This is a genomic window from Haloarcula sp. CGMCC 1.6347 (assembly GCF_037078395.1).
GTDB classification, from domain to species: domain Archaea; phylum Halobacteriota; class Halobacteria; order Halobacteriales; family Haloarculaceae; genus Haloarcula; species Haloarcula amylolytica.
On record NZ_JAYMGX010000002.1, the window covers coordinates 1157620 to 1183406 of the forward strand.

Genomic DNA, 25787 nt, shown 5'->3' on the forward strand with positions numbered 1-25787 from the left:
CGGCTTTCACGCGTATCACTCCACAGAGTATGAGCGAGTCCGATATCACGCTGTACCGGTTGCAGGCGTGTCCGTTCTGTGAGCGCGTCGTCCGGAAGCTGGACGCCTACGACCTCGACTACCAGTCGCGGTTCGTCGAGCCGATGCACGCCGACCGCGACGTTGTCAAGCGACTGTCCGGCAAGCGGACCGTCCCGGCCATCGTCGACGAGAACACCGGCGTCACGATGTCCGAGAGCGCGAACATCGTCGCGTATCTGGAACGGACGTACGGAGAGGGTGAGGAGACGGCAGGGGGTGCGGCCTGATGGAACTCGATTTCGACGTCGTCGACCTCGACCCGGTCGACCACCCCGAGGAAGGCGACACCGCGCCGGATTTCACGCGCCCGCTCGTCAACGACGAGTTCTGGGAGGACGAGTCGCTCGCGTCGCTGTGTGCCGACAGCGACCGGGTCGTCCTCGTGTTCCACGCGATGGACGGCGCGTTCCCGGCGACGTACATCTGGAACGAGATCCGCGACCGCGCGTGGCACGAGCAGGCCACCGTCGTCGGCGTCTCCATCTCGACGCCGTACGAGCACAAGCAGTTGCTCGAAGAGCGGGGTATCGAGGGGGACTACCGGCTGTTCTCGGACCCGGCCAACGGCGTCGCAGAGCAGTACGACATCGACATGGACCTCGACGGGATGGCCGGAATCGAGGAACCGCGCCCGTCGGTGTTCGTCCTCGATAGCGACCGGACCATCGAATACGCCTGGGTGGCCCAGGAGTGGCCCGACTTCCCGAACTACGACGAAGTCGAAGCCCAGCTCTGACGATGGCGACAGTCGACGACGCCGCGTCGGCAGTCCGCAACGGAGAGCTGGTCGTCTATCCGACGGAAACGGTGTACGGGCTCGGTGCGGACGCGCTCGACGCTGCTGCCGTGGAGCGCGTGTTCGAGGCGAAAGGCCGCGAGCGCGACAAGCCGGTGTCGATGGCCGTCCCCGATGTCGAGTCCGCCCGCGAGTACACGCGCCCGAGCGACCGCGAACTGGCGTTCATGCGTGAGTTCCTCCCCGGCCCGGTCACCGTCGTCGTCGAGCGCCGCGACGCAGTGCCGGACGTGCTGGTCGCCGGCCGTGACCGCGTCGGGGTTCGGGTCCCCGACCACGACCTCGCGCTCGAATTGCTTGCCGAAACCGGGCCGCTAACCGCCACCAGCGCCAACATCTCCGGTAACCCCAGCGCCCGCACCATCGACGATCTCGACGCCATCCGTGAGCGCGCCGCGGTAGTACTCGACGCCGGCGAGACCGACGGCGGGACCGGGTCGACGGTGGTGAACGTCGACAGCGGGACGATACACCGCCGCGGCGCACACGCCGACGCCGTCGAGTCGTGGCTCGCGGCCCGGGACTGACTGGCGGGTCACTCGTCCAAGCCCTGCCGACTCACCGCAACATCGATCTTAGCGACCGCGTTTTCACCCCGCAGTCCTCACTGAACTCACAGGGCTGGCATTTGGCGTCGTTACGTACTCGCCCCGGTGGCCCGTCGATGCTGTCGGCGGTTCTGACCGCACGACGGTAGACGCCGGCCCGCCGTGCGTTCACCTCGATACGTCGGATGACGCCGTACGCCGGATACTCAGCGTAGGCGACGTCGATATTTCGATCGCGCTCCCAGGAGAGCGCCTTCGCAGCGGCGACTAACCGCACGGTCTGGGGATCCCAGACGCCCTCCTCCGGCGGTCGACCGGCGAACACGAGCGACGGCGCGGGGCCGTCCCGCCCTGCGACGACCTTGTGTGCGATACCGCGGGCGTCCTTCCCTTCGAGATACGCGTCCGTCGCCGCCGGCGCGACCAGCGCGTCCCAGTCGGCCAGGCGCTCTCGAAGCCCTCTGAGGCGGTCGCGGTACTCGTCCGGTCCCACTTCGATAGGGGCGGCCAGCAGGGCGGCGTCGTCGGTCAGCAGCCGCTCGTAATCGCGGGCGAGCCGGCGAACCGACTCGATTTCGTCTGGAATCTCGCTCGCACCGTCGCGGCGGCGGTAGTAGAGCTTTCGCGGACAGTAGGCGGCCGTTTCCAGTTCCCGGAACGTATGGGTCGACATGGCCCCGCCTGGTCGTGTACTCCTACAAGAAGGTTCGGCGGGACGGAACGGTCGTGTTTCGCACAGCCAGAAAGGCCCGCCATCTCGGCCGACCGCTAGCACAGAAGAATGCGCAGCGTTACATCGACACGTCAGCGCCGGAATCCAGCGAGTCGATGTCCTCAGTGGCTTCGTCGAGACCGTCTTCGCGGAGGCCGGCAGCGTGCTGTGTCGACAGCCCGGCGTCGGTGAGCACGTCCTCGAACTCGCTCTGGAACCGGTGGGAGACCCGGCGCGCGGCGTCCTGTGCGGCGACGACGCGGCGGTAGTGGGCGGCCCAGGACTCGTCGATGTCGAACTCGGCGGCGAGGTCGGCGACGGACGGGTCGTCGTCGGCGACGCGGCGGCGGAACTCGGCCAGGTCGAACGGTGCCTCTGTGTCCTCGTCGCGGAGGAGATGCAGGTCCAGCCGCGCCTCGACCACGTCAGGCTCGTCCGCGCCGATTTCGGCCGCGATGCCCGCATCGTCGCTTCCCTCGTAGAACAGTCGGACCACTGTCACCAGGGCCTCGTCGGCGAGTTCGGTTCGGAACTCGTACCGCTCGCGCATCCGCGCGATGATATCACCGAGTCGGTCCGCGACACCGGCCTCGTCAGTATCGGCCAGGGACCCTCTCGACGCTTCCTGAGACTCCGTCACAGCCTCCTCGTCGGAGACGTCCATGAAGATGTCACGGAGTTCTTCGGTCTTCTCGTCCATCGAACATGAAACTACTTCTCGGGAGTGATATATCTGTCGGATGGGCAACGTGACGCGGGAAAACTTTCAACAAATCCCTAATTCTCGCAAGACCGCGACGGGGCGTGGCAAGATTTAAGCGGACACGCAGTGCGTGTTACCGTATGTCATCTATACTCCAGACGACCACGCGCCCGACGTTCTGGCGTATCGGCGACGTGGGGAAAGCGCTGTTCTACTATCTGGCGGCGCTCGCCATCATCGTCTTTCTGTACGGTGTGTACGACCGCGTCACCCGCTATGCCCAGGGCAGCGACGACCCTTTCGACCGCCTGGACGAGTTGCCCCAGCGGACCCTCGCGGCGGCGCAGTTGGCGCTGTCGAACCGGAAGCAGTTGGACCGCGATACCGTCGCCGGCGTGATGCACGCGTTCATCGTCTGGGGCTTTCTGACGCTACTCATCGGGACGACGATTCTGGGTATCGACATGGACCTCTATCGGCCGCTGACCGGTGAATCCTTCTTCGTCGGCCAGTTCTACCTCTCCTACTCGTTCGTCATGGACGCGATGGGGCTGCTGTTCGTCGTCGGCGTCGGTGTCGCGCTGTGGCGGCGCTACGGCCGCAAACTCGACCGCCTCCACGACCGCCACACCTCCCGCGAGGACGACCTGTTTCTGGGCGCGCTGTTCGTGCTGGGCGTCGGCGGCTACCTCACCGAAGGCATCCGGATTCTCGGCACCTCGACGGTCCGGGACGTCTCCTTCGAGACGGTGAGCTTCGTCGGCTGGTCGGTCAAGGAAGGACTCGTTATGGCCGGGATGACGCCGGAGATGGCAGCGGGTGCGTACCCGTTCGTCTGGTGGAGCCACTCGCTCGTCGCGCTGTGGTTCGTCGCCTGGATACCCTACGCGAAGCCGTTCCACATGCTCTCGTCGTTTGCCAACCTCGTCGCCCGCGACGAGAAAGCCGGCGTGCGACTACCCGGCGTCCCGGCCGACGCTGACCCCGACGATATCGGCCCCAGCGACATCGACGACTTCTCCTGGAAGCAACTGCTCGACCACGACGCCTGTACCAAGTGTGGCCGGTGCTCGTCGGTCTGTCCAGCAAAAGCCTCCGGGCGGCCGCTGGACCCGCGAAACGTCATCCTCGACCTGAAACGCTACCGCGAGGAGCGCGACGCCGGCGGCGAGGACGTGCCTATCATCGCCGACGGCGGCACCTCGGTCATCGACGCTCACACGATGGAGTCCTGCATGTCCTGTATGGCCTGCATGGACGCCTGCCCGGTCGATATCGAACACGTCACGCAATTCACCGAGATGAACCGCCGGCTCACCGAGGCCGGCGAAATGGACGAACACGTCCAGGACGCGATGATGAACGTGTTCCAGCACGGCAACACCTTCGGCGACCCCGAGCGCGCCCGGCCGGACTGGACCGAGGACCTCGACTTCGAGGTGCCGGACGCCCGCGACGAACCGGTGGAGTTCCTCTGGTACGTCGGCGACTACCCAAGCTACGACGAGCGCAACCAGAAGATAGCACGCGCGCTGGCTCGCGTCTTCGAGGCCGCCGGCGTGGACTACGGCATCCTCTACGAGGCCGAACAGACCGACGGCAACGACGTGCGCCGGGTCGGCGAGGAAGGGCTCTACGAGATGCTCGTCGAGGACAACGCCGAAGCGATGCTGGACTGTGAGTTCGACTCCATCGTCACGACGGACCCCCACGCTTACAACACGTTCATGAACGAGTACCCCGAGTTCGAGGCCTGCGAGTGGGGCGAAGACGACGTGTTCCACTACACGCAGGTCGTCGCCGACCTCGCCAGTTCGGGCGCGCTCGGTCTCTCGGGCTCGGAACTGGACTACACCGTCACCTACCACGACCCCTGTCACCTCGGGCGGTACAACGGCGAGTTCGAGGCCCCGCGGGACCTCATCCGCGCGACCGGAGCCGACCTCCACGAGATGCCCCGCAACAGGGACGACTCCTTCTGCTGTGGCGGTGGCGGCGGCGGCCTCTGGATGGACCTCGAAGAGGAGAGCAAACCCAGCGAGGAACGCCTGCGCGAGGCCCTCGAAGACACCGAGGCGGGCGCGGCCGTCGAGAAGTTCGTCGTCGCCTGCCCGATGTGCATGACGATGTACGAGGACGGGCGCAAAACCGGCGGCTACGAGGACGACATCGAGATCGTCGGGGTCACGGAGCTACTCGCTGAAGCGGTCGGGGACGCGGGAGTCTGACCGCTCGGATGTGAATTTCCAAGTAGCTGAAACGAAAAGGCCCACCATGGCCCTCCTCCAGATACCGGGACTCCCCGGCGCAACGGAACTAGTCCTCATGGTACTCGTACTGGCGGTGTACATCGGACTACCAGCCGCTGGCATGGTACTCGTCTACAACTTTCTCGACGGTAAACGCGGCTACGAGAAGCGGGTTTCCGAACTCGAACGGCGGGTCGAGACACTCGAATCCGAACTGTCCGAGGACTAACGACTGACCTGGTATCGGATGTTTGCCGACTCCCAGACACAGGTGTCAACGTCGCACTGCCCCGTCATGTGACGGATCCGAGCACACCGGCGACCAGTCCGACAAACACGAGAAACGGTCTGGAAAGCTGCTGGGGCAGCGACCGGTCCGGCCCTGTACTGCTATCGCTACGTTCCCTTGCTGTAGCTCTCTGCTGAGCTATCGGTACGACACATCACGGCGGGTGGTGCCAGTCCCAGTGGCGGGCTAGCGCAGTGCGCCGCTGGCAGCGTCAGTCTGTCAGCGTTCCAGCGCGTGTTGTGGGCATTTCGTCGACTGGGTCAGCACTGTCGCGGTCCGCGTTCGACACACGGCTTCGGTTCGGGTACACCCGTTTGACGCAATCAGCACAATTGGTGACAAGTACCATACTTTTGCTTTGCCGGACCCAGTATATGTATGTTACCGAAATATGGCTAGGCGAGATATAATGTCATTATACGCATTTAGATGCGGTCAACCCGCAGCAGGACGACGACGTCGGAGCCTGTGTCCACCTGCGTCCAGCCAAACGCTTAACGCCGCCAGACTCTCACAGCGAGATGATGGAGGTCGCACTGCTCACCGTCGGTGACGAACTGCTCGCTGGCGACACGGAGAACACGAACGCGTCGTGGCTGGGCCGTCAGCTTACCGAGGCCGGTGCGAGCGTCACCCGCGTTCTGACTGTGCCCGACGACGAGGCGGTCATCGCCGACGCTGTGGCGCAATATCACGACGCCTTCGACGCGGTCATCGTCACCGGTGGCATCGGCGGAACGCCCGACGACATAACGAAGGCCGCTGTGGCGCGGGCGTTCGGCCGCGACCTCGTCGTTCCCGACGACGTGCGGGCACACCTCGAAGCGAAGGCCGAGCGGTTCGCCGACGACAACCCCGAACTGGTGGACCGCTACGACATGGACCTCGACCTCGACGCGTGGGCGTCAGTTCCCGAGGGCGGGCAGGCGCTGCTGACCGACGAGAGCTTCGCCGCCGGCTGTGTCATCGACCGCGTGTACGTCCTGCCGGGCATCCCCGAGGAACTGAAAGCGATGTACGAGACCGTCGCCGACGAGTTCGATGGCGACCGGACGACGAAGACGATTCACACGCCCGCACCCGAGGGCGCGCTCGTCACGCACATCACGGCGGCCCGCGAGCAGTTCGCGGTTGCCGTCGGGAGCTACCCGCGCAAGGACGACACGCCGGGACGGGTGAAGATCACCGGCGATGACCCCGCGACCGTCGCCGACGCGGCGGCCTGGCTCCGCGAGCGAATCGACACGAAGTAGTTCAGTAAGCGGTGGGTTCATGCCAGTCACGGACTGAAATGGCAGTATGAATTTGACACAGCGCCCGCGCCGCCTGCGAACCGACGGCGTGCGTCCGCTGGTGCGCGAGACGGACCTCTCGGCGTCGGACCTCATCGCACCGGTGTTCGTCGACGCGACAACCGACGAGCGCGTCCCCATCGAGACGATGCCGGGCCACGAACGGGTCCCTGTCGATGCGGCGGTCGACCGCGTCGCGGAGATTCTCGAAACCGGCGTCGAAGCGGTGATGCTGTTCGGCGTCCCCGAATCGAAAGACGAGCGCGGGAGCCGCGCCTGGGCCGAAGACGGCGTCGTGCAGGAAGCCACGCGCCGCATCACGAGCGAGACGGACGCCTACGTCATCACGGACGTCTGCCTCTGTGAGTACACCGACCACGGCCACTGCGGCGTCCTCGAAGACGACGCCGCCGAGGACCCGCGGCTGACGGTGCGCAACGACGAGACCCTCGATTTGCTGGGGGAAATCGCCGCGAGCCACGCCGCGGCCGGAGCTGACATGGTCGCGCCGTCGGGGATGATCGACGGCATGGTCGGCGCGATTCGGGAGGCCTTAGACGACCAGGGCAACACCGACGTACCCATCATGAGCTACGCCGCCAAGTACGAGTCGGCCTTCTACGGCCCGTTCCGGGACGCCGCCGACGGCGCGCCGGCCTTCGGCGACCGGCGGCACTACCAGATGGACCCCGCGAACGCACGCGAGGCCCGCCGCGAGGTCGACCTCGACGTCGAGCAGGGCGCGGACGTGCTGATGGTCAAGCCCGCGCTGCCGTACCTGGACATCGTCAAGGAAATCCGGGAGTCCTACGACCATCCCGTCGCCGCCTACAACGTCTCCGGCGAGTACGCCATGCTGCACGCCGCTGCCGAGAAGGGCTGGCTCGACCTCGAAGCGGTGGCCTACGAGTCGCTGCTGTCCATCAAACGCGCCGGCGCAGACCTGATTCTGACCTACTTCGCCGAGGACCTCGCGGACGAACTCTGAATAGCCAACTCAGGGACGGTTTTAGAGAGGGGCTCGGTCACGCGACGTGCGAGCCCGCTGTGTTCGCCCTCGCAGCGCTCGGTCCCTTTCAGCCCCACCCAGTCCGGATTGGCCGACCAGTTGCAGACAGGTCCCTAACCTATTCATGTGCCAGGAGCGGAGTGGCTGTATGCAGCGACAGTCCCTCCTCGTGGCGGTTGTCGCCGCGATTGCGCTGCTGTCGTTCAGCGTCGGGGCCGCGAGCATCGACGCTGCCACCGGGTCCGACCAGGCGGAGATGACCCGGGACGACAGCGAAATCGACAACCCCGACGGACAGGGCCTCAGCGACCCGCCAGGTAGCATCGATCCGCCGGAAAGCGAGAACGGTGCCCGCGCGCTGCTGCCGAGTGTCCCCGCTCCGGCAGTCGGTGCGCTCGCCGTCGGCCTCGCAGTGGGTCTGGTCGTCCTCTGGCGGCTGGCCGGCCAGAGCCGGACCATCGACGAGACGGGCGGCGAGACGCCAGCCGTCGCAACCGCGGACGCCGCGGAAACCCCCTCGCATAGCGCGGCTGCAATCGACGTGCCCCTGACCAACGACGTGTACCGCGCGTGGGCTGCCCTCGAAGACGCGGTGACCGTGGACGACGATGCGTCGTCCCCGCAGGACATCGAGGCGGACGCGACGGCGGCCGGGGCCGACCCCGACGCCGTCGCCTCGCTCCGGTCGGTGTTCGAGCGGGTTCGCTACGGCCGGGAGCGGCCGGACGCCGACCTGGAGTCCCAAGCCCGTGCGGCGCTGGAACGGGCCGCCGACAACGCGGACGATATCGCGGCGAATCCCGACGAGATGCCTTCTGCGGACAAAGACGCCGACGGGTCAGTCGGGGAGGGCAAGGCGTGACACTGCGCCGGGTCCCGCTGGCGCTCGGCCTCGTCGCGACGGCCATCGGAATCGGACTCGCCGCCCTCGGCGCGCCGCTGTTGCCCTCCGGCGCGGTCTCGGACCTCCCGATACTCGCCGTGGCCGTCTTCGCCGGCGGTGTCGCGCTGCTGGCGCTCCTCGTTCGCTCCCTCGACAGCGAGCGCGGCGTGGCGCTGCCGGACACTGACAGCCAGTACGTCACGGTCCCCGGCGACGATATCGACGAGGCGCTTGCTGCTGGGGCCGGACAGGAAGCCATCCGGCAGCGTGTCGAGGGAGTCGCGGTCACCGTCCTCCAGCGCGACGGGCTCTCTCCCGACGAGGCAACGGACGCGCTCCGGTCCGGCGCGTGGACGGACAGGGAGCCAGCGCGGGAACTGTTCGACGGCACGCCGATATCGCTCCGGGCGCGGCTGTCCGGATGGCTCTCGGGCGTCCGCCCGTTCCAGCGGCGTGTCGCCCACGCGACGGCCGAGCTCCGGCGGCGCGACGAGGAGCGATGAGCGAGACCCAACGGACCGGCCGCTGGTTCGGGCTGGCCGGGGCCGCGCTGGTCGCCGTCGGCGTCGGGCTGGTGGGCCAGGTCCCCGCGCTCGTGTTGCTGGGCGGGCTCGGCGTCACGCTAAGCGCGTACGACCGGGTCGCTGTCCCGCCGGCGGCGGACGTGTCGATACAGCGGTCCATCACACCGACAGAACCCGCGCTCGGCGAGCGGGTCACCGTGGCGCTCACCGTCCGCAACGATGGGAGCCGAACGATTCCGGACCTCCGGCTCGCCGACGGCGTGCCCGACACCGTGCGGGTCGTCGAGGGGTCGGCGTCGCTGGGGACGGCGCTGCGGCCCGGCGCGTCGACGACGATTACCTACGAGATTACCGGCGGGACCGACCGCTGCGTGTTCGACCCGGCGACGGTCGTCGTCAGGGACGTGGTCGGCGTCGTCGCCCGACGAACGCACGTCACGGCCGAACCCGACACCGTCACCTGGGAGCAGCCAGCGAGTTCGGCGCTGTTGCCGCTGGTCCCGGCGGTCGCCCGTCGGCCTGGGACAGTCCCCGTCGATGAGGGGGGTGAGGGAGTCTCCTTCTACGCGGTCAGGGAGCACCGCTCGAACGACCCGCTCTCGCGCGTCGACTGGAATCAGTATGCCCGGACCGGGGACCTGCGGACCGTCGAGTTCCGCCGCGAGCAGTCCGCGACGGTGGTGGTCGTCGTCGACGCCAGGTCGGCCGCCGCGCTGGCCCCGCGACCGGACGCCGAGACGGCCATCGAGCGGTCGACGATGGCCGCGGTCGCCCTCGTCGAGGGGCTCCCCGAGGACGGCCACGAGGTCGGCGTCGCAGCGTACTCGCCACATGACGCGTGGCTCGCACCGGGCACGAGCGCCGCCCACCAGCAACAGGCCCGGGACCTGCTCAGGACCGACCGCGCGTTCGCCGCGACATCGGTCACCCGAACACCGGACACAACGAAGCTCATCGCACAACTGCCGACAGCGGCGAACGTCGTCTTCCTCGGCCCGCTGTGTGACGACGACAGCGAGGCGCTGGTCCGCCGGCTGGCCGCCAGCGGTCACCCGGTGACGGTCCTGAGCCCCGATCCGACCGCGACGGACACGGCGGGCCACCGGCTGGCGCGGCTCGAACGCCGCGAGCGGCTCCGTCGGTTGCGAGCCGCCGGCATCGCCGTCCACGACTGGCCCGCAACTGAGCCGCTGGAACGAGTCACTGAACGGGTCCGGCGAGGTGGCCAATGATACCGCGAACCGGAGCCGTCTGTGGCAGCGCAGCGCTGGCGGCGGGTGTCGTGACGCTGTTCGTCGCCGGCATTAGCGCCGTCTCGACTGCCGCCGCCCTCGTCGGCGTGGTGCTGCTCGCCGGCGGGCAACTGATTCAGTCCGGGCGGCTGGTCGACCTCGCCAGCGCGTCGCTGTTTCTGGCGCTGTTAGTGGCCGCCCTTCAGGGAGCAACGACGACGACAGTACTGGTTGCCGGCGGCGCGACGGTGCTGGCCTGGACGTTCGCCCATGCGGCTATCGACCTCTATGCGGACCTCGGAACAGCGCCCGGAACGCCCGTGGAACTCACGCACGTCGCGGGGACGACAGGGCTGGTCGGGGGAGCGGTCGTGGTGACGACGCTGCTATTTCAGCTCGATGTGCCGCCGCTGTCGCCGCTGGCGCTGGCAAGTGTCGTACTAGGCGCAATCGCACTGACCGCAGCGCTCAGGCGGTGACCGGTCGGGCAGTGCGTGCGGAGACCGGCAGCGCGCGCAAGCGAAATCGGCCTATTTAGCCCCCTCCGGCCGGAACTGGGGTCAACAAACGTCCAAAATCCCAGTGTGCATATACGGACTTTCTTGACGGAGAACAACCTTATATCCATAATATCATACCATAATCTGGACGGTCGTCTACCACATCCCCTCTAATTTCCGTATTCATAAAGGCAAACCTTATGTAGTGGTGTTACCAGAGGCTTTCTCGTGAAAGAGTTGAAGAAGTTGAGCCAAAGTGGAGCAAAGTTGGACATCCAGACGGATGCCGATGCGAAAACGAAACAGGTGAGCTAGAAATGAGCTACACTGCACTACAAGTAGATCCGAGCGTACTCGCAGAGGGGGTTAACCTGCTGTGGGTACTGGTGGTATCGTTCCTGATCTTCTTCATGCACGCGGGCTTCGCCATGCTTGAGGCGGGGCAGGTGCGCTCGAAGAACGTCGCGAACCAGCTAACGAAGAACCTCCTGACCTGGTCGGTCGGCGTGACGGTGTTCTTCCTGATCGGCTCGGGGATCAGTGCCCTGGTCGGCGGGAGCGGCTTCTCGCCCGCCTTCGGCGCCGGGGCCGCAAACGACTACGTCGGCTGGCTGTTCGGTGCCGTCTTCGCGATGACGGCAGCGACCATCGTCTCCGGCGCGGTCGCCGGACGGGCCAAGCTCCGTGCGTACATCACGTACACGTTCCTGCTGGCGGCGGTCATCTACCCCGTTGTCACCGGGATCACGTGGGCCGGCGCGTACATCAGCTTCGGCGGCGAGGCGTTCCACGACTTCGCCGGCGGGATGATCGTCCACGGCATGGGCGGCATCGCGGGCCTCACGGCGGCGTACGTCCTCGGCCCACGCATGGGCCGGTACAACGAGGACGGCTCCGCGAACGTCATTCCGGGCCACTCCCTGACCTTCGCCGTTCTGGGAACGCTCATCCTCGCGTTCGGCTGGTACGGTTTCAACGTCGGGACGGCGGCGACCGTCTTCGTCGTCGAGGACGGATCGCTCGCCCTCGGCGCGTTCGCGACGGTCGGCCGTGTCGCGATGACGACGACTATCGCGATGGCCTGCGGTGCGATGGGTGCCGGACTGGTCGCGTGGCTGAAGACCGGGAAGGTCGACACCCTGTACGTGGCAAACGGACTGCTCGCCGGGCTGGTCGGCATCACGGCGATCCCCGACACCACGACGTGGTGGGGCGCAATCGTCGTCGGCGGCCTCGCGGGCGGACAGCTGCCGGTCGTGTTCAGCTTCATCGAGAACCGGATGAAAATCGACGACGTCTGTGCCGTCTTCCCGGTCCACGGGAGCGCCGGTGTGCTCGGCACGCTGCTGTTCCCGTTCGTCGCCACGTCCGGCACGGTCGGGTCGGTCATTAACGCCTTTATCGCACAGCTGATCGGTGTCGCCGCCATCGCGGGCTGGACGATTGTCGCAACCGGAGTCGTCTGGTACGCCCTCAAGGCGGCCGGCCAGGCTCGGGTCACGCCCGAACACGAGCAGGAAGGGCTGGACGTCAGCGAGCACGGCGTCGAGACCTACCCCGAGTTCGGTGGTGGCGAAAGCGTTGTCGCCGATGGTGGTAAAGTGAGTCCGAGCATGCGTACTGACGGAGGTTCCAAAGATGACTGAAACCGACGACTCAGAGATCAAGATGGTAGTGGCAATGGTTCGACCTGACAAACTCGGGGACGTGAAGAAGGCGCTGGCGGAGGTCGGCGCGCCCTCGCTGACAGTGACGAACGTCTCCGGCCGCGGCTCACAGCCCGCAAAGAAGGGGCAGTGGCGCGGCGAGGAGTACGTCGTCGACCTGCACCAGAAGGTCAAAGTCGAGACGGTCGTCGCGGACATCCCCGCGGAGGATGTCGTCGACGCCATCGCCGACGGCGCTCACACCGGCGAGAAAGGTGACGGTAAGATATTCGTCCTCCCCGTGGACAACGCCTACCAGGTCCGAACCGGCAAAGAAGGCCCAGAGGCAGTCTAAGCGGACGAAATGGTCGATGATACCGACAGACAGGTAGTGAACGCACTGCTCCAGGACGGCCGGGCGAGCGCCCGTGACGTCGCCGCCGCGACCGGTATCGCGGCGACCACGGTATCGCGCCGGATGGACGACCTGGAGGCGACCGGTGTGATCGACGAATACACCGTCGACATCGATTACGGGGCGCTGGGTTACGACGTGACCGCCGTGTTCCAGCTCTCCGTCGAGGGCGACGGACTCGGACGGGTGGTGGACCAGTTACGGGATCGACGCGAGATGATCGCTGTCTACGAGGTGACCGGCGACCACGACATCGTGGCCGTCGGGAAGTTCACCGACACAAAGTCGATGAACGAGCGGATAAAGACGCTGCTGACCGACGAGGATATCCGATCTGCCTCGACGTCAGTCGTACTGAATACGGTGTGCGAACACGAGCAGTTCCCGGTCGACGGAACTGACGCCTGAGGACGACGCCTGTTTTTCCGACTGGCAACCACAGCAGTGAGTAGCGTCCCGTATCGGTTTGGAGACCTATTGAGCGATGAAGGAAGGTTTAATTACAGCAGTAGTAATGTATTTTTCATCATGGATTGGGATGCTCGGGGGTCAACGGTGACGCGACGGGAGCTACTCGGAGCCGTCGGAACGAGTTCGCTCGCCGGACTTGCCGGCTGTGGCGGGGGCAGTCGCGCCACGACGCCGACAAGCAGTGCCACAGCGTACGCGAACCAGCCGGTCGACGACGACCAGGTGACGCTTGGCCTCACAGTCCCGCAGTCGGGGTCGTTCTCGCCGCTTGGGACCGGCCAGCAGCGCGGGTTCGAACTGGCCATCGACCACCTCAACGAGGGCGGCGGCTGGGTCGACACCGACGCGTGGCAGGCGCTGTCCGGGGACGGCATTCTCGGCCGGACGGTCGAGAGCGTCATAGCTGACACGGAGTCCAGTTCGAAAACGGCCCGGGACGTGGCGGAGACGCTGGTCGAGCAGGACGGTGCCGTGATGGTCGCCGGCGGCGGGTCGACGAACACAGCCCGGGAGTTGCTCAAGTACTGTCCGACCCGCGGCGTGGTCCACATGCTCGGGTTCGCGCCGGGGACGAACGTCACGGGGATCGGCTGCTCGCGGTACGGGTTTCAGGAGATGCACAACGGTCGGATGGCCGCCAACGCGCTGGCTCCGGTGTTGACCGAGCGGTTCGACGGGCGAACGGAGTTCTACCAGTTGCACGCCAGCTCCGATTTCGGCTTCACGCAGTCCGAGCAGTTCAAGCGCCGGTTCCAGTCGGAGAACTGGAGCGAGATGGGCGCGACGAAGACGCGGGTCGGAACGGAGAACTTCAGGCCGCAGTTGCGGGAGGCCGTAGACACTGACGTCGACGCCATCGTGTTGTCCTACCGCGGGCGCGACGCAGTCACCGCGCTGAACCAGGCGACGGATATAGTCCCGGAACAGATGGACATCGTCATGCCGATCGTGAGTCGGCAACTGGCCCGCGATGTCGGCGCCGACATGGCCGGTATCGTCGGCACTATTTCGTGGGATTACAGCATCGAAACACCGCTCTCAACGGCGTTCACGGAGGCGTTCGATGCGGCGTACGCCGAGGATCAGGTCCGGGTCCCGTCGGACCAAGCCCGACTGGCCTACGCGCAGACGCTCCAGTACGCCGCGGCCGTCGAGCGGGCCGGGACGTTCGAACCGCCGTCCGTCATCCGTGAACTCGAAGGCACCACGTACCAGACCGGACGCGGCGAGGCGACGCTACGAGCGTGCGATCACCAGTCGATGGGGCCTGTTCCCGTCGTCGAAGGAGCCAATCAAGGCCCCGAGGTACTCGACGTCATTCAGATTTCGACTGACGTCGCGTACGGCTGCGAGGAGTATCCCGCAAGCGAGTGTACTGACCTGGGACCGTACGAACCCGAGACGGCCGACAGTTGAGGGGCGGTGGCGTTAAGCCGCTCGCGCCGCTCCAGAAGATATGGGCTTGAAAGTGGACGTGCGGAAGCTGGACCTTTTCAATCAGATGGCAAAGGAGGGGTCTGGGACAGTCGCGGAAAACCTCGGGCAGCTGACCGGGCTCGACGCGACAGTTCGGACCTCACAGATCAATTTTCTCGACATTGAGGACGTCAAAACACACATCGGCGACGACAAGGGCGTCGGCATCTACGTCGAACTGAACGAACCGCCCTACGGCTACGTCCTGTTTCTGCTCGAACCAGACGACAGCAAGCAGATGGCCAGCGCGATGATGGGTGGAATGGGTGAGCCAAGCGAGGGCGAGGGGTTCTCCGACATGGAACGGTCGGCGATGCAGGAGATCGGCAACATCATGACCTCCGCGTTCATCGACGGGTGGGCCAACGTGCTGGAGACGACCATCGACATGGGGACACCGAACTTCGTGTTCGGGCCGGCCGACGGCATCGTCGACGAGATGGGCGGCTGGCCGGACTCCGACCTGGTGTTCGTCGTCGACTCGCGTATCACCGTCGATGACGGCGACCTCGGGATGACCGTGTACACGTTCCCCGAACTGGAGGACCTCGTCGCGCTCATCCAGGACATCGAGCTCGATACCGACGTCGCAGTAGACACCGAAGCCAGCGACATTCTCGACTGACATCGGTCCCCTATCTCTTTTCCCCGTGTTCCTCGCGCGGCCAGGGTGGATGTAATCGCCGAGAAGACAGTCTGAAGACCGTCACTACCAGATACCAGCGCCTTCTATGCTAATTGTTCACCCATTCCTACTGAAAAAAGTATTATATATATTTACCATCAAAACAGCTGGTATGGGATCGGAAAGAGGGGGAGACGCAGTTGACAGGCGGTCCGTACTACAGATTGCCGGTGGGGTCGGTACCGCAGGCCTCGCCGGGCTGGCGGGGTGCCAGGGCGGGGGTTCGACAACCGAAAACACACCGGAGCATCCACCGCTCGGGAACTATCCGGTCGAAGGTGACGCGGTCACACTCGGCTTCAACGTCCCACAGTCGGGGACCTACGCCGCCGAAGGACGCGACGAACTCCGGGGGTACGAGCTCGCCGTCACACATCTCAACGAGGGCGGCGGCTGGGTCGGTCAGCGCTCCTTTGACGTACTCAGCGGCGACGGCGTGCTCGGAAAGACCATCGAGTACGTCACTGCGGACACAGAGACGAAGCCGGAAGTTGCGACGGCCAATGCCGAGGAGATGATCGAGCAAGACGACGTCATCATGTTCTCCGGTGGCTCGTCCAGTTCCGTCGCCATCGCCCAGCAGGACGTCGCACAGGCCCAGAAGGTCCCGTACATGTGCTGTCTGACCCACTCGAACGACACGACGGGACGGGACTGTGTCCGCTACAGCTTCCGGGAGATGTTCAACGCGTACATGACCGCACAGGCGCTGCTTCCGGTGCTCAAGGAACGGTTCGGCCGGGAGGCTCAGTACGTTCAGATCTACGCGGACTACAACTGGGGCAAGACCATGGAGTCGTCGATACGTGATTTCTTCACGTCGAGCGGCTGGGTCGAACTCACGAGCATCCCGACGCGTCTCGGGACGACGGACTACGAGGAGCCGCTCAAACAGGCCCGGGACGCCGGCGCGGAGGTCGTCTTCCTCGATCACTACGGACTGGACGCCGCGAACTCACTGACAAAAGCCCAGGAGATTCTTCCGGACGAGGTGGGGATTGTGGTGCCGCTGTACAACCGCATCGTGGCACAGAACGCCTCGAAGGCGCTCGACGGCGTCGTCGGGACGGTCGCGTGGGACACCAGCGTCTCGTCTGACCTCTCAAACGAGTTCAAGAACGCCTTCACCGCCGAGTACGGGAACGCACAGCGGCCCTCCGGCGTGGCCCATCTGGCCTACGCGCAGACGCTCCAGTACGCCGCGGCCGTCGAGCGGGCCGGCACCTTCTACCCGCCGGCGGTTATCCGGGAGCTGGAAGACCACGAATACTCGGTCGGGCTTGGCAGCCAGACGATGCGGAGCTGTGACCATCAGGCCCAGCGTGGCGTGCCGGTAGTCGAAGGGCTTCCCGAGTCCGGGCAGTCTCTCGGCCGATTCTACGACCTGCTCAGCGTCACGAAGGCGGTCGGGTACGACTGTGACGGCGGCCCGGCCGCCGAATGCGAACTCGGAGACTACGGCGAGTAGTGCTGTCAGCTGTAACTACTGTAAGGGCTTCGCGGTGGCGAGATTCGGTACAGGCGTATAGCCGACAGTGTACGGCCACGACTCGATGGCTGTTGAGCAACGGAAAAAATACGGCAAACGGAGAACCGAGCGGGGACGTGGACACGAGCAGTCCCCAGCTGTCAGAGGCAGACGGACGCGCCCTGAGACGGGCACGTCACGTCGGCGTATCCGGCTGTTCGGAGCCGGGGCCGCGTTACTCCAGTAGCTCCGGTGCCGCGTCGTATGCCACCCCCTTGACTACAGATTCCGACCGGTCGGCCGCCTCGTCGTTGTCGGTCGAACTGTCCGTCATGGTCAGTCGTCCGCCGAAATCGGCTGGCCCTCGGCGTCGGTCGGGGCCGGGCTGTCGCCGTCGTCGAAGGGGTACCACGACTGCTTGCCGTCGGCCAGACACGGGTCGGTGTACCCCTCGACCTCGTTGGGTTCGGCCAGTTCGACGATCGTCTCGTGGCCGGTGGCGTCGACCCACTCCCGGAACGTCTGGCCCTCCGAGCGGAGCGCCGCGTAGGCCTCGACGATGTTAGCTATCATCCCCGGCACTTCGTCGGCAGGGACACGCTGGCGCACCCACTCGATGAACGTCGGCTCCTCGCCGATACCGCCGCCGACCCCCACGTCGACGGCCTCGACCATGCGGCCGTCCTTGCGGGCGCGCATCCCCTGCAGGCCGATGTCGGCCGTCATCGCCTGGCCGCAGTCGGCCGTACAGCCCGAGAAGTGCATCTTGATGCGGTCCACGTCGTCGGGCACGTCGACGTTGTCACCAAGCCAGCGGAGGAGGCGGGCCATGCGCGCCTTTGTCTCCGTGAGCGCGAGCGAGCAGAACTCCGTCCCGGTACAGGCCATCGCGCCCTGGACGAACGGGTTCGGCTCGGGCGAGTGCTTCTCCAGCAGCGGCTCGTTGAGGAGGTTCGAGAGCTTCCCGTCGGGTACGTCCATGATGAGCGGGTTCTGCCGGCGAGTCAGTCGTACCTCGCCGGAGCCGTAGGCGTCGGCGAGATCCGCGAGCTCGATGGCGTCCTCGGCGGAGAGTCGGCCGACCGGCACCGAAAGTCCGACGTAGTTCTTGTCGCCTTGCTGGTCGTAGACGCCGACGTGGTCGTGGGCCCCGTGCTCGGCCGACTTGCCGGCGTTGTACGTGTACGCCCCGCGGAAGTCGGTGCCGGCGGTTTCGAGTTCGAAGTCCAGCCGCTCCTCCAGTTCCTCGCGGATGGCGTCGGTGCCGTGCTCGTCGACGAAGAACCGGGCGCGGTTCTTCGAGCGGTTCTGGCGGTTGCCCGCTTCGTGGTAGTATTCGACGAATTCCCGGACCGTTTCGACGGCGTGCTCGGGCCGGATGAACAGGTCGAGCGGGCGGGCTTCGCGCGGTTCGCGGCCGCCGAGGCCGCCACCGACACGGACGTTGAATCCCTCGACTTCCTCGCCATCGATGATCTTGTGGGCCGGCTCCAGCCCGATGTCGTTGATGCTGTCCTGGGCACACCCCTGCTTGCACCCCGTCACTGAGATGTTGAATTTCCGGGGCATATTGGAGAGGTCGTTGTCGTCGCGGATGGTCTCCTGAATTTCGTCCAGAATCGGGCGGGACTCGACGTACTCCTCGGCCTTGCCGGCGACCGGGCAGCCGGAGATGTTCCGCATCGTGTCCCCGCCCGCCGAGCGCGAGGAGACGCCGACGGCTTCGAGCTTCTCCCAGATCTCCGGGATGTCCTCGAGCTTGAGCCAGTGGAGTTGGATGGACTGTCGCGTCGTGAGGTCGATCCAGCCGTTCCCGAACTCGGGGTTCTCGGCCGGTCCCTTCGCGTAGTCCCGGGCGACCTCGCCGATGACCCGGAGCTGGTCGGGCTCCAAGACGCCGCCGCAGTTGGTCAGCCGCATCATGAAATACGACTCCTGCCCGCCGCGGTGGTGGAACACGCCCCAGAACTTGAACCGCGAGAACCACTTCTCGCGCTCGTCTTCAGGGATGGAGTCCCAGCCCTTCTCGGCGAACTCCTCTAACTTTTCCCGTACCTCGTCGCCGTACAGCTCCGCCTTGTACTCCTCCTTTTTATGTGCCATCTTCGCGCTCCCCCGTTCTTAATGGATGTAGCTTTTTATCTCTCATATTTATCTGAATGTCCGCTAATTCACGTCTAAGTACTGAGCTTGACTCCTTATAACGGTATTCGTTAAAGAAGTAAAGAGTTAGAGGTGGTTAGGAAACGACCGTCCAGAATTATACCGTCTGAGAGGTCTTTAAAGAGGTTATACACTGCCCCAGTGAAACGGGCAAAAACGCAGGACGGCAGTCGGATAGTCGGTCGAGTGCCGGACCGGTACTTCGGGCGCACTCCGCGTGCGTGCTTCGCCCGACCGGGCCGTGACCCCGCAGAACTGGGGGCAGTCGCGCGCGCGGCGAGCCGACGGAGGACGACACGCGGCACAGCAGTTGGTCCACCGGTGCTATAGTAACAATTGAAACGATTTACACACTGATCGCACTGCAGTCGTGCGATCAGGTGTGCATTGATTTTCAATGGCTACTATAGCGTGTAGGAAAGAGACAAAAAGGGTCTTCGAGGCCGATAGGCGTCAGTCGTCGCCGGAGGCGGCGGTGGGGCTTTCCTGCGTGCCCCCGACGAACCCGGCCGTGTTGGCGACTTTGGCGATTTCCGGCTGGAACACCCACGCGGACAGCAGCACTATCGGAATCATGGTGACGGCGGCCACGGAGTACCCGATGTGGAGATTCGCCAGCCACGGCGCGGAGTAAAACAGCGGGTAGACGATGCCGCCGACGGTGCCGACGCCGCCGACGACGCCCGCGACCGACCCCGAGTCGTTCGGGAACATCGCCGGTACCTGCGCGAAGATGGCGCCCTCGGCCCAGGCACAGCCCGTGCCCACGAGGAAGCCGATGACGACAGCGTTCAGCAAGACGCCGGAGAGGCCGGCCAGCGTCATGGCGAACATCATCAGCACGATAAAGCAGAGGCCGAGGAACGTCCACTGCTCGCGGTACTGGCCCTCGAAGAACGGCAGGATGTCCTTCTCCTTGCGGGCCAGCAGGTCGCTGCCGTAGCCACCGAACGGCCGGAGCAATCCCGCGGCAATCGAGAACGTCGCCGCGAACGTGCTCGCGATGACGAGGTTGTCCTGGTTGAACGCCTCGCGGTAGTAGGTGGCGAGCCACCCGTTCATCGACAGTTCGAGGCCGAAGGACATGATGTACGCGGCGGCGAGGACGACAGTGCCGTACCGCGTGGCCGTGTGCATCCAGCCTTTGAAGCTGGTGTTCTCCTTGGTCGCCTGACGTTTCGCCTCGCTTTTCGCGGCCTCGCCGAGCGTGTAGTAGGCGATTGCGAGGAAGATGGAGACGATGCCGGTGTAGAAGAACGCGGCTCGCCAGTTCGTCGAGAACAGCGGTCCGCTCCAGCCGGAGCCGAACACGCGGGGGAGAATCAGTGCGCCGCCGGCGGCACCGGCGTTCCCGACGCCGGCGTAGATGCCCTCCGCCAGGCCGAGGTTCTCCTCTTCGAACCACTCGGCGACGTGCTGAATGCCGATGACGAACGTGATGCCGGCCGTCGCCACGATGAGTCGCAGCACGAAGAACACGGAGTAATCCTGTGCGAAGGCGCTTCCGATCGAGAATACGCCAACGTACGCCAGCACGATGGCGAAGATGGCCGGCGCACCGAACTTATCCGAGAGCCACCCGGTGAGCATCCGGCCGAACGGTGCCATCCAGATGGCCGAACTGGCGAGAATACCGATTTCCGCGGTCGAGAGCCCGAACTCCTCGGCCATCGGGCCGGTAAACGGCGCGAAGGAGAACCAGATGAGAAACGAGAAGTTGAATCCGATAGTCGCAAGCAGCAGCGTCCGGTACTTCGTCATCTTGATCAGTCCCATGCCGACACCTCGGTTACGGACCCGGCATTGTTCACGGTCGGTAACGAGACTTTGTCCACCAATCCGCTTTTATTTTGGATGTGTGCCCACATCAGCACATGAAGTTCGAAAGACCCACCATTTAATAACAGTAACCCTTTACAGAGCGACTATTCTCTCCGGTCTGAGTGGATAGACCGCAAATATATCATCGGATATCCCCTCTTTAAGGACATTGAACGCCCAGCGGACGAGGGAATAATTGGACATATTTGGATTACTTGGGACGCCGATGGAGAAGCGTGTGTCGACGAGCCGTCGGGGATGCGCCCGATATCGGCTCAGTCGGCCGTGGCGGGCGGCAGTTCAGCCTCGGCGGCGACGAGGCGGGCGGCACATTGCTTGAAGTTCGGTTCGTCGGACTGGGGGTCACGGTCCGAGAGCGTCAGCCGGTTCGTCGCCGGATGGTGAATCGGCAGCCAGACCATCCCGCGGGGAACGCCCTCGTCGCGGTCGATGTCGACTGTCGCGGAGCCGCGACGGGTCTCGACAGTCAGTGTCTCGTCGGTGACGAGGCCGCTGTGTTCCGCGACCGTCTCGGGGTGGATGCGGGCCACCAGCGGACCGGCCTCGCCCCCGCGGGACCGGACGCCGGTGTTGTACCCGTCGGCCTCGCGGGCGGTGGTCAGCGTCAGCGGGTAGTCGTCGTCGGTCGGTTCCGGGAGCGACCCCTGCCGGCCGGTCGAGAACTGTGCGCGGCCGGAGGCAGTGGGGAACGACCACGACCCGTCGTCGTAGTAGCGGTAGCCGCCCGAACTCTCCCCGTCGGGCGCGGGCCACCTGACGGCGTGGCTCTCTTCGAGGCGCTCGTAGGTGATGCCCGAACAGTCGGCGACCGTCCCCTCGGTGAGGGCGGTGAACTCGTCGAACACGGCCGACGGGTCCGGCGACGTGCGCTCGAACAGGCCGGGGAACAGCCGTGAACCGATGGTGGCGATGATGTCCAGGTCCGGCCTGACGCCGCTTGGCAGGTCAGTCGCCGACCGGACCCGAGAGATGGTCCGCTCCATGTTCGTCGTCGTTCCGTCGCTCTCGCCCCACGTCGCGGCGGGCAGGACCACGTCGGCGATTTCCGTCGTTTCAGTGTGGAAGGCGTCCTGCACGACGACGAAGGCGTCCTCCAGTGTCTCGCGGACTGAATCGGCTTCCGGCATTCCGGCGACGGGGTTCGTGGCGACGGCCCAGACGGCGTCCGGCTCGCCTTCGAGCATCCCGACCGGGCCGGGGCCGGTGTCATCGGGGAGGCGGTCGACCGGCACGTCCCAGTGGTCGGCAACGAGGCGGCGGTGGTCGGGGTCCTCGAAGGCCCGCTGGGCGGGCCAGGACCCTTTCGAGGAACAGATTCGGGTCCCCATCGAGTTGGCCTGGCCGGTCAGCGAGAACGGGCCGCCGCCGGGCCGGAGGTTCCCCGTCGCCAGCGTCAGGTCGATGAGCGCCCGGGCGGTCTCGGTCCCCTGGACGTGCTGATTGATGCCCATCCCCCAGTAGATGAGCGCCTGCTGGTCCATCGCGTCGGCCAGCAGGTCCACCTCGGCCATCTCGACGCCGGCCTCGGCGGCTGCGTCCGTGGCGTCGGGCAGCGTCGCGAGCAGATCCTCGAACCCGGCGGTCGCCTCGGCGACGAACTCGCGGTCGACTCGGCCCGTTTCGACAATGCGGGCGAGGACAGCCCGGGCCAGCGCGAGGTCCTTCCCCGGGTCGGGCGCGACGTGGTGTTCGGAGTTCTCTGCGGTCTCGGAGCGGACAGGGTCGACGACGACGATTTCCACGCCGTCCTCGTCGGCGGACTGCTGAATCCAGCGGAACATCACGGGGTGGGCGACCGCCGGGTTCGCCCCCCAGACGACGTGTCGGTCGGCGTCGCTGATGTCGGCGTAGGTACACGGCGGCGCGTCGCTGCCGAAGGCCTGGTAGTAGGCGGTAACGGCGCTGGCCATGCACAGCGTCGTGTTGGCGTCGTAGTTCGTCGTGCCGAAGCCGCCGCGGGCGACCTTCCCCAGCGCGTATGCGGCCTCGTTCGTCTGCTGGCCGCTGCCCAGTACGGCGACGGAGTCGGGGTCCTGCTGGTGGACGGCCTGGAGTCCCTCGACGGCGCGAGCCAGCGCGACGTCCCACTGTGTCTGGCGGAGTTCGCCGTCGCTGCGGACCATCGGTCGGGTGAGCCACTCCCCGTCGGGGGCCTTGCTCTCCCGGAGGCCACGCGCACAGGCGAGTCCCTGACTGACCGGATGGGCGGCGTCGCCACGAACAGCGTCGATACCGTACCCTTCGTCGGCGCCCTGGTGCATGTGGCCACAGCCAACGGCACACCGCATACACGTCGTCGGTACCCAGTCGCTCACAGCCGCCCACGCGCCGTCAAGACGCCCATTTGTCCAGTTTGGCATGATATCGCAGTACGTTCGGATGCCATTATCGTAATTACATAGATGAATACGCACCGTATAACAGTGACTCTTTACGAAATATTTATTTTACCGGTGAACGCATGACATCCGTCCACTAGGTCGGTGGGACCGCGAGCTAACAACAGTTTCTTTCTGACAGCGGTCAAACGGCAGCGTATGAACCACGAGCAGTCGCGAGCGCTGTATGACCGCGCCCTGTCGGTGCTGTCTGGCGGCGTCAACTCCTCCGTGCGAGCGACACGGCCCTACCCGTTCTTCGTCGAGAAAGGGGACGGCGGGCACGTCATCGACGCCGACGGGAACCGATACATCGATTTCGTCATGGGCTATGGTCCGCTGCTGCTGGGCCACAGCCTGCCCGAGCAGGTCCAGTCAGCCATCCAGCGACACGCCGCTGAGGGGCCGATGTACGGCGCACCCACCGAAGTCGAGGTCGAACTGGCCGAGTTCGTCACCCGGCACGTCCCCAGCGTCGAGATGCTCCGGTTCGTCAACAGCGGGACCGAGGCCACAGTCTCGGCGGTCCGCCTGGCTCGTGGCTACACGGGGCGGGACAAAATCGTCGTGATGCAGAGCGGCTACCACGGCGCACAGGAGTCCACGCTGGTCGAGGGCGAGGGAGACCACACCGCCCCGTCCAGTCCCGGCATCCCCGAGAGCTTCGCCGAACACACGCTGACCGTGCCGTTCAACGACGAGGAAGCCGCCCACGAGGTGTTCGAGGAACACGGCGACGATATCGCGGCCGTTCTCACCGAACCTATCCTCGGGAACTACGGCATCGTCCACCCGGTCGAGGGCTACCACGACACGCTCCGACAGCTGTGTGACGACCACGGGTCCCTGCTCATCTTCGATGAGGTCATCACCGGCTTCCGCGTCGGCGGCCTCCAGTGTGCCCAGGGCGCGTTCGACATCGACCCCGACATCACCACCTTCGGGAAGATCATCGGCGGCGGCTTCCCGGTCGGGGCCATCGGCGGCAAAAGCGAAATCATCGAGCAGTTCACCCCCGCTGGCGATGTGTTCCAGTCCGGAACGTTCTCTGGCCACCCCGTGACGATGGCGGCCGGCCTGGAGACGCTGCGGTATGCAGCTGAACACGACGTATACGACCACGTCAACGACCTCGGCGACCGCCTCCGGTCGGGGCTGCAGGACATCCTCGAAGACCAGGCTCCCGAGTACACCGTCGTCGGCCGGGACTCGATGTTCAAAGTCATCTTCACCCGTGACGGCCCGGATTCCTTCGACGGACATTGCGAGGCTGGCTGCCGGCAGCGGGAGTCCTGTCCGCGCTTCGACTACTGTCCGAAGACCGGCCACGACGTGACACAGGCCGAGACCGAGCGCTGGGAGCGGCTGTTCTGGCCCGCGATGAAAGACCGGGGCGTGTTCCTCACGGCGAACCAGTTCGAGTCACAGTTCATCTGTGATGCCCACACAGGTGAAGACATAGAGGATGCGCTCGAAGCATACAAAGAGGCGATATGAGGTGAGCGACGACGACATCGCACTGTCCGAGAAGCGGATGTACGGGGCGAAACGTCCGGAGACCCACGCGTACGTCGCGTCAGGACTGGGCGTCACCCGCGTCGAGACGGCCGGCGGCCAGATCGGGCGGTTCAGCCTGAGCGAACGGTGCAATGCCCGTGATGTGGCCGGCGCAAGCGGCGAAGTCGCGGTCGCCACCGACGAGGACGTGCTCGTGTTGACCGACGACGGCTTCGTTCCGACCGGGTTCGGGCCGGCCACCGCCGTCGGCTACGACAGCGACGGGCTGCTCGCAGCCGGCGACGGCCGCGTCGCTCGGTACGACGGGGAGTGGCGAGACGTCGGCGAAATCGCGGACGTCCGTGCCATCGACGGCGACCACCTCGCCGCGGCCGAGGGCGTGTACGCCCTGCCGTCGCTCGACCGACTCGGCCTGGTGGACGTGGCCGATGTGGCCGGCGACTACGCCGCGACCGAGAGCGGGCTGTACCGCTACGACGGCGAGAGCGCCGACAGCGACGGCGAGTGGAGCGAGGTCCGGTCGGGCCGACATCTGGCGGTTGCAAGCGACGGTGAGCGCGTCCACGCTGCCGCGGCGGACGGCCTGTATGAACTGTCAAACGGCGCGTGGGAGCCCTGTTCGTTGCCGGCGACCGAACGCGTCGTCGACGTGACGTACGGCGACGACACCTACGCTATCACCGAGAACGGGACCTTTCTCGTCGCGACCGCCGCCGAGGCGACCGCCGACGGACAGGGCGGCTGGCGACAGCGCTCGCTGGGCGTCCCCGATGTCGTTGGCGTCGCTGTGGCCTGACACCCGGCGGTGACGCGGCCCGGCGGAGCCGAGCGGCCGCGTGCCTGTCTCACGGGACACACCCGCTTACGGAATCGAAAAGAGGTTTAGCCCGGACAGCCACCCACCGCA

24 protein-coding genes are annotated in these 25787 nt (G+C 65.7%); 19 read left to right on the forward strand and 5 right to left on the reverse strand.

Features of this window, described 5'->3' with window-relative positions; all coding sequences use genetic code 11:
* Positions 1-29: 29 nt before the first annotated feature.
* Genes VI340_RS14440 through VI340_RS14450 form a run of 3 tightly spaced genes read left to right on the forward strand, consistent with a single transcriptional unit; the run spans position 30 to position 1404 of the window.
* Positions 30-308 carry a glutathione S-transferase N-terminal domain-containing protein gene (locus VI340_RS14440; protein ID WP_008307270.1) on the forward strand — a complete coding sequence of 93 codons (279 nt, stop codon included), beginning with the start codon at positions 30-32 and terminating at the stop codon, positions 306-308.
* A complete protein-coding gene (locus VI340_RS14445; protein WP_336358611.1) occupies positions 308-817 on the forward strand; it encodes a redoxin domain-containing protein in 510 nt (169 codons plus the stop codon). The genes VI340_RS14440 and VI340_RS14445 overlap by 1 nt, the downstream gene beginning before the upstream one ends.
* 2 nt (positions 818-819) lie before the next feature.
* Positions 820-1404 carry an L-threonylcarbamoyladenylate synthase gene (locus tag VI340_RS14450; RefSeq protein ID WP_008307268.1) on the forward strand — a complete coding sequence of 195 codons (585 nt, stop codon included), beginning with the start codon at positions 820-822 and terminating at the stop codon, positions 1402-1404.
* A 31-nt stretch (positions 1405-1435) separates the two neighbouring features.
* On the opposite strand, the gene VI340_RS14455 is transcribed toward VI340_RS14450, so the two are convergent.
* Both VI340_RS14455 and VI340_RS14460 read right to left on the reverse strand, forming a co-directional pair.
* On the reverse strand, positions 1436-2098 hold the full coding sequence (locus tag VI340_RS14455) for a CRISPR-associated protein Cas4 (protein ID WP_008307267.1): 663 nt from the start codon (positions 2096-2098) through the stop codon (positions 1436-1438).
* Between the two features lie 118 nt (positions 2099-2216).
* Positions 2217-2837: a hypothetical protein gene (locus tag VI340_RS14460; RefSeq protein ID WP_008307266.1), complete on the reverse strand. Its 621-nt coding sequence runs from the start codon at positions 2835-2837 to the stop codon at positions 2217-2219.
* Positions 2838-2980: 143 nt separating this feature from the next.
* Here VI340_RS14460 and VI340_RS14465 point away from each other — a divergent pair, with 143 nt between their 5' ends.
* From VI340_RS14465 to VI340_RS14530, 14 genes are all read left to right on the forward strand, one after another.
* On the forward strand, positions 2981-5068 hold the full coding sequence (locus VI340_RS14465; RefSeq protein WP_336329474.1) for a (Fe-S)-binding protein: 2088 nt from the start codon (positions 2981-2983) through the stop codon (positions 5066-5068).
* Between the two features lie 46 nt (positions 5069-5114).
* Positions 5115-5318 (forward strand): hypothetical protein, encoded by a 204-nt coding sequence (locus VI340_RS14470; protein ID WP_008307264.1) that lies wholly within the window; start codon positions 5115-5117, stop codon positions 5316-5318.
* A 584-nt stretch (positions 5319-5902) separates the two neighbouring features.
* Positions 5903-6631, forward strand: a complete 729-nt coding sequence (locus VI340_RS14475) for a competence/damage-inducible protein A (RefSeq protein ID WP_336358612.1) — start codon at positions 5903-5905, stop codon at positions 6629-6631.
* Between the two features lie 46 nt (positions 6632-6677).
* The gene (gene hemB, locus VI340_RS14480) at positions 6678-7658 is read left to right on the forward strand and encodes a porphobilinogen synthase (protein WP_336358613.1); all 981 of its coding nucleotides are present in this window, start codon (positions 6678-6680) and stop codon (positions 7656-7658) included.
* A gap of 169 nt (positions 7659-7827) precedes the next feature.
* Entirely contained in the window at positions 7828-8541 is a 714-nt protein-coding gene (locus tag VI340_RS14485) for a DUF4129 domain-containing protein (protein WP_336329475.1), read from the forward strand.
* Positions 8538-9065: a DUF7269 family protein gene (locus VI340_RS14490; protein ID WP_008307260.1), complete on the forward strand. Its 528-nt coding sequence runs from the start codon at positions 8538-8540 to the stop codon at positions 9063-9065. The genes VI340_RS14485 and VI340_RS14490 overlap by 4 nt, the downstream gene beginning before the upstream one ends.
* Positions 9062-10318, forward strand: coding sequence for a DUF58 domain-containing protein (locus VI340_RS14495; RefSeq protein ID WP_336329476.1), 1257 nt, complete (start codon positions 9062-9064; stop codon positions 10316-10318). The genes VI340_RS14490 and VI340_RS14495 overlap by 4 nt, the downstream gene beginning before the upstream one ends.
* Complete coding sequence (locus tag VI340_RS14500; RefSeq protein WP_008307258.1) at positions 10315-10797, forward strand: DUF7519 family protein; 483 nt, start codon at positions 10315-10317, stop codon at positions 10795-10797. Before VI340_RS14495 ends, VI340_RS14500 begins: the two co-directional genes overlap by 4 nt.
* Positions 10798-11135: 338 nt before the next feature.
* Positions 11136-12464 carry an ammonium transporter gene (locus tag VI340_RS14505; RefSeq protein WP_008307255.1) on the forward strand — a complete coding sequence of 443 codons (1329 nt, stop codon included), beginning with the start codon at positions 11136-11138 and terminating at the stop codon, positions 12462-12464.
* Entirely contained in the window at positions 12457-12819 is a 363-nt protein-coding gene (locus tag VI340_RS14510; protein WP_008307254.1) for a P-II family nitrogen regulator, read from the forward strand. Before VI340_RS14505 ends, VI340_RS14510 begins: the two co-directional genes overlap by 8 nt.
* Before the next feature lie 9 nt (positions 12820-12828).
* Positions 12829-13287, forward strand: coding sequence for an HTH-type transcriptional regulator Lrp (gene lrp, locus VI340_RS14515; protein ID WP_008307253.1), 459 nt, complete (start codon positions 12829-12831; stop codon positions 13285-13287).
* A 120-nt stretch (positions 13288-13407) separates the two neighbouring features.
* Positions 13408-14766 (forward strand): substrate-binding protein, encoded by a 1359-nt coding sequence (locus tag VI340_RS14520; protein WP_336358614.1) that lies wholly within the window; start codon positions 13408-13410, stop codon positions 14764-14766.
* Between the two features lie 40 nt (positions 14767-14806).
* Complete coding sequence (locus tag VI340_RS14525; RefSeq protein ID WP_008307251.1) at positions 14807-15451, forward strand: chemotaxis protein CheC; 645 nt, start codon at positions 14807-14809, stop codon at positions 15449-15451.
* A 172-nt stretch (positions 15452-15623) separates the two neighbouring features.
* Positions 15624-16979 carry a substrate-binding protein gene (locus VI340_RS14530; protein WP_336329482.1) on the forward strand — a complete coding sequence of 452 codons (1356 nt, stop codon included), beginning with the start codon at positions 15624-15626 and terminating at the stop codon, positions 16977-16979.
* A gap of 336 nt (positions 16980-17315) precedes the next feature.
* Here VI340_RS14530 and VI340_RS14535 read toward each other — a convergent pair whose 3' ends face one another.
* From VI340_RS14535 to nasA, 3 genes are all read right to left on the reverse strand, one after another.
* Complete coding sequence (locus VI340_RS14535; RefSeq protein ID WP_008307249.1) at positions 17316-19082, reverse strand: nitrite/sulfite reductase; 1767 nt, start codon at positions 19080-19082, stop codon at positions 17316-17318.
* Between the two features lie 513 nt (positions 19083-19595).
* Positions 19596-20918: an MFS transporter gene (locus VI340_RS14540; RefSeq protein ID WP_336358615.1), complete on the reverse strand. Its 1323-nt coding sequence runs from the start codon at positions 20916-20918 to the stop codon at positions 19596-19598.
* A 320-nt stretch (positions 20919-21238) separates the two neighbouring features.
* Positions 21239-23344 (reverse strand): assimilatory nitrate reductase NasA, encoded by a 2106-nt coding sequence (gene nasA / locus VI340_RS14545; RefSeq protein ID WP_336358616.1) that lies wholly within the window; start codon positions 23342-23344, stop codon positions 21239-21241.
* A gap of 177 nt (positions 23345-23521) precedes the next feature.
* On the opposite strand from nasA, the gene hemL reads away from it, so the two are divergent.
* Positions 23522-24859 carry a glutamate-1-semialdehyde 2,1-aminomutase gene (hemL, locus tag VI340_RS14550; protein WP_336358617.1) on the forward strand — a complete coding sequence of 446 codons (1338 nt, stop codon included), beginning with the start codon at positions 23522-23524 and terminating at the stop codon, positions 24857-24859.
* A gap of 1 nt (position 24860) precedes the next feature.
* Positions 24861-25676 (forward strand): HVO_0234 family beta-propeller protein, encoded by an 816-nt coding sequence (locus tag VI340_RS14555; RefSeq protein ID WP_008307245.1) that lies wholly within the window; start codon positions 24861-24863, stop codon positions 25674-25676.
* Positions 25677-25787: the final 111 nt, after the last annotated feature.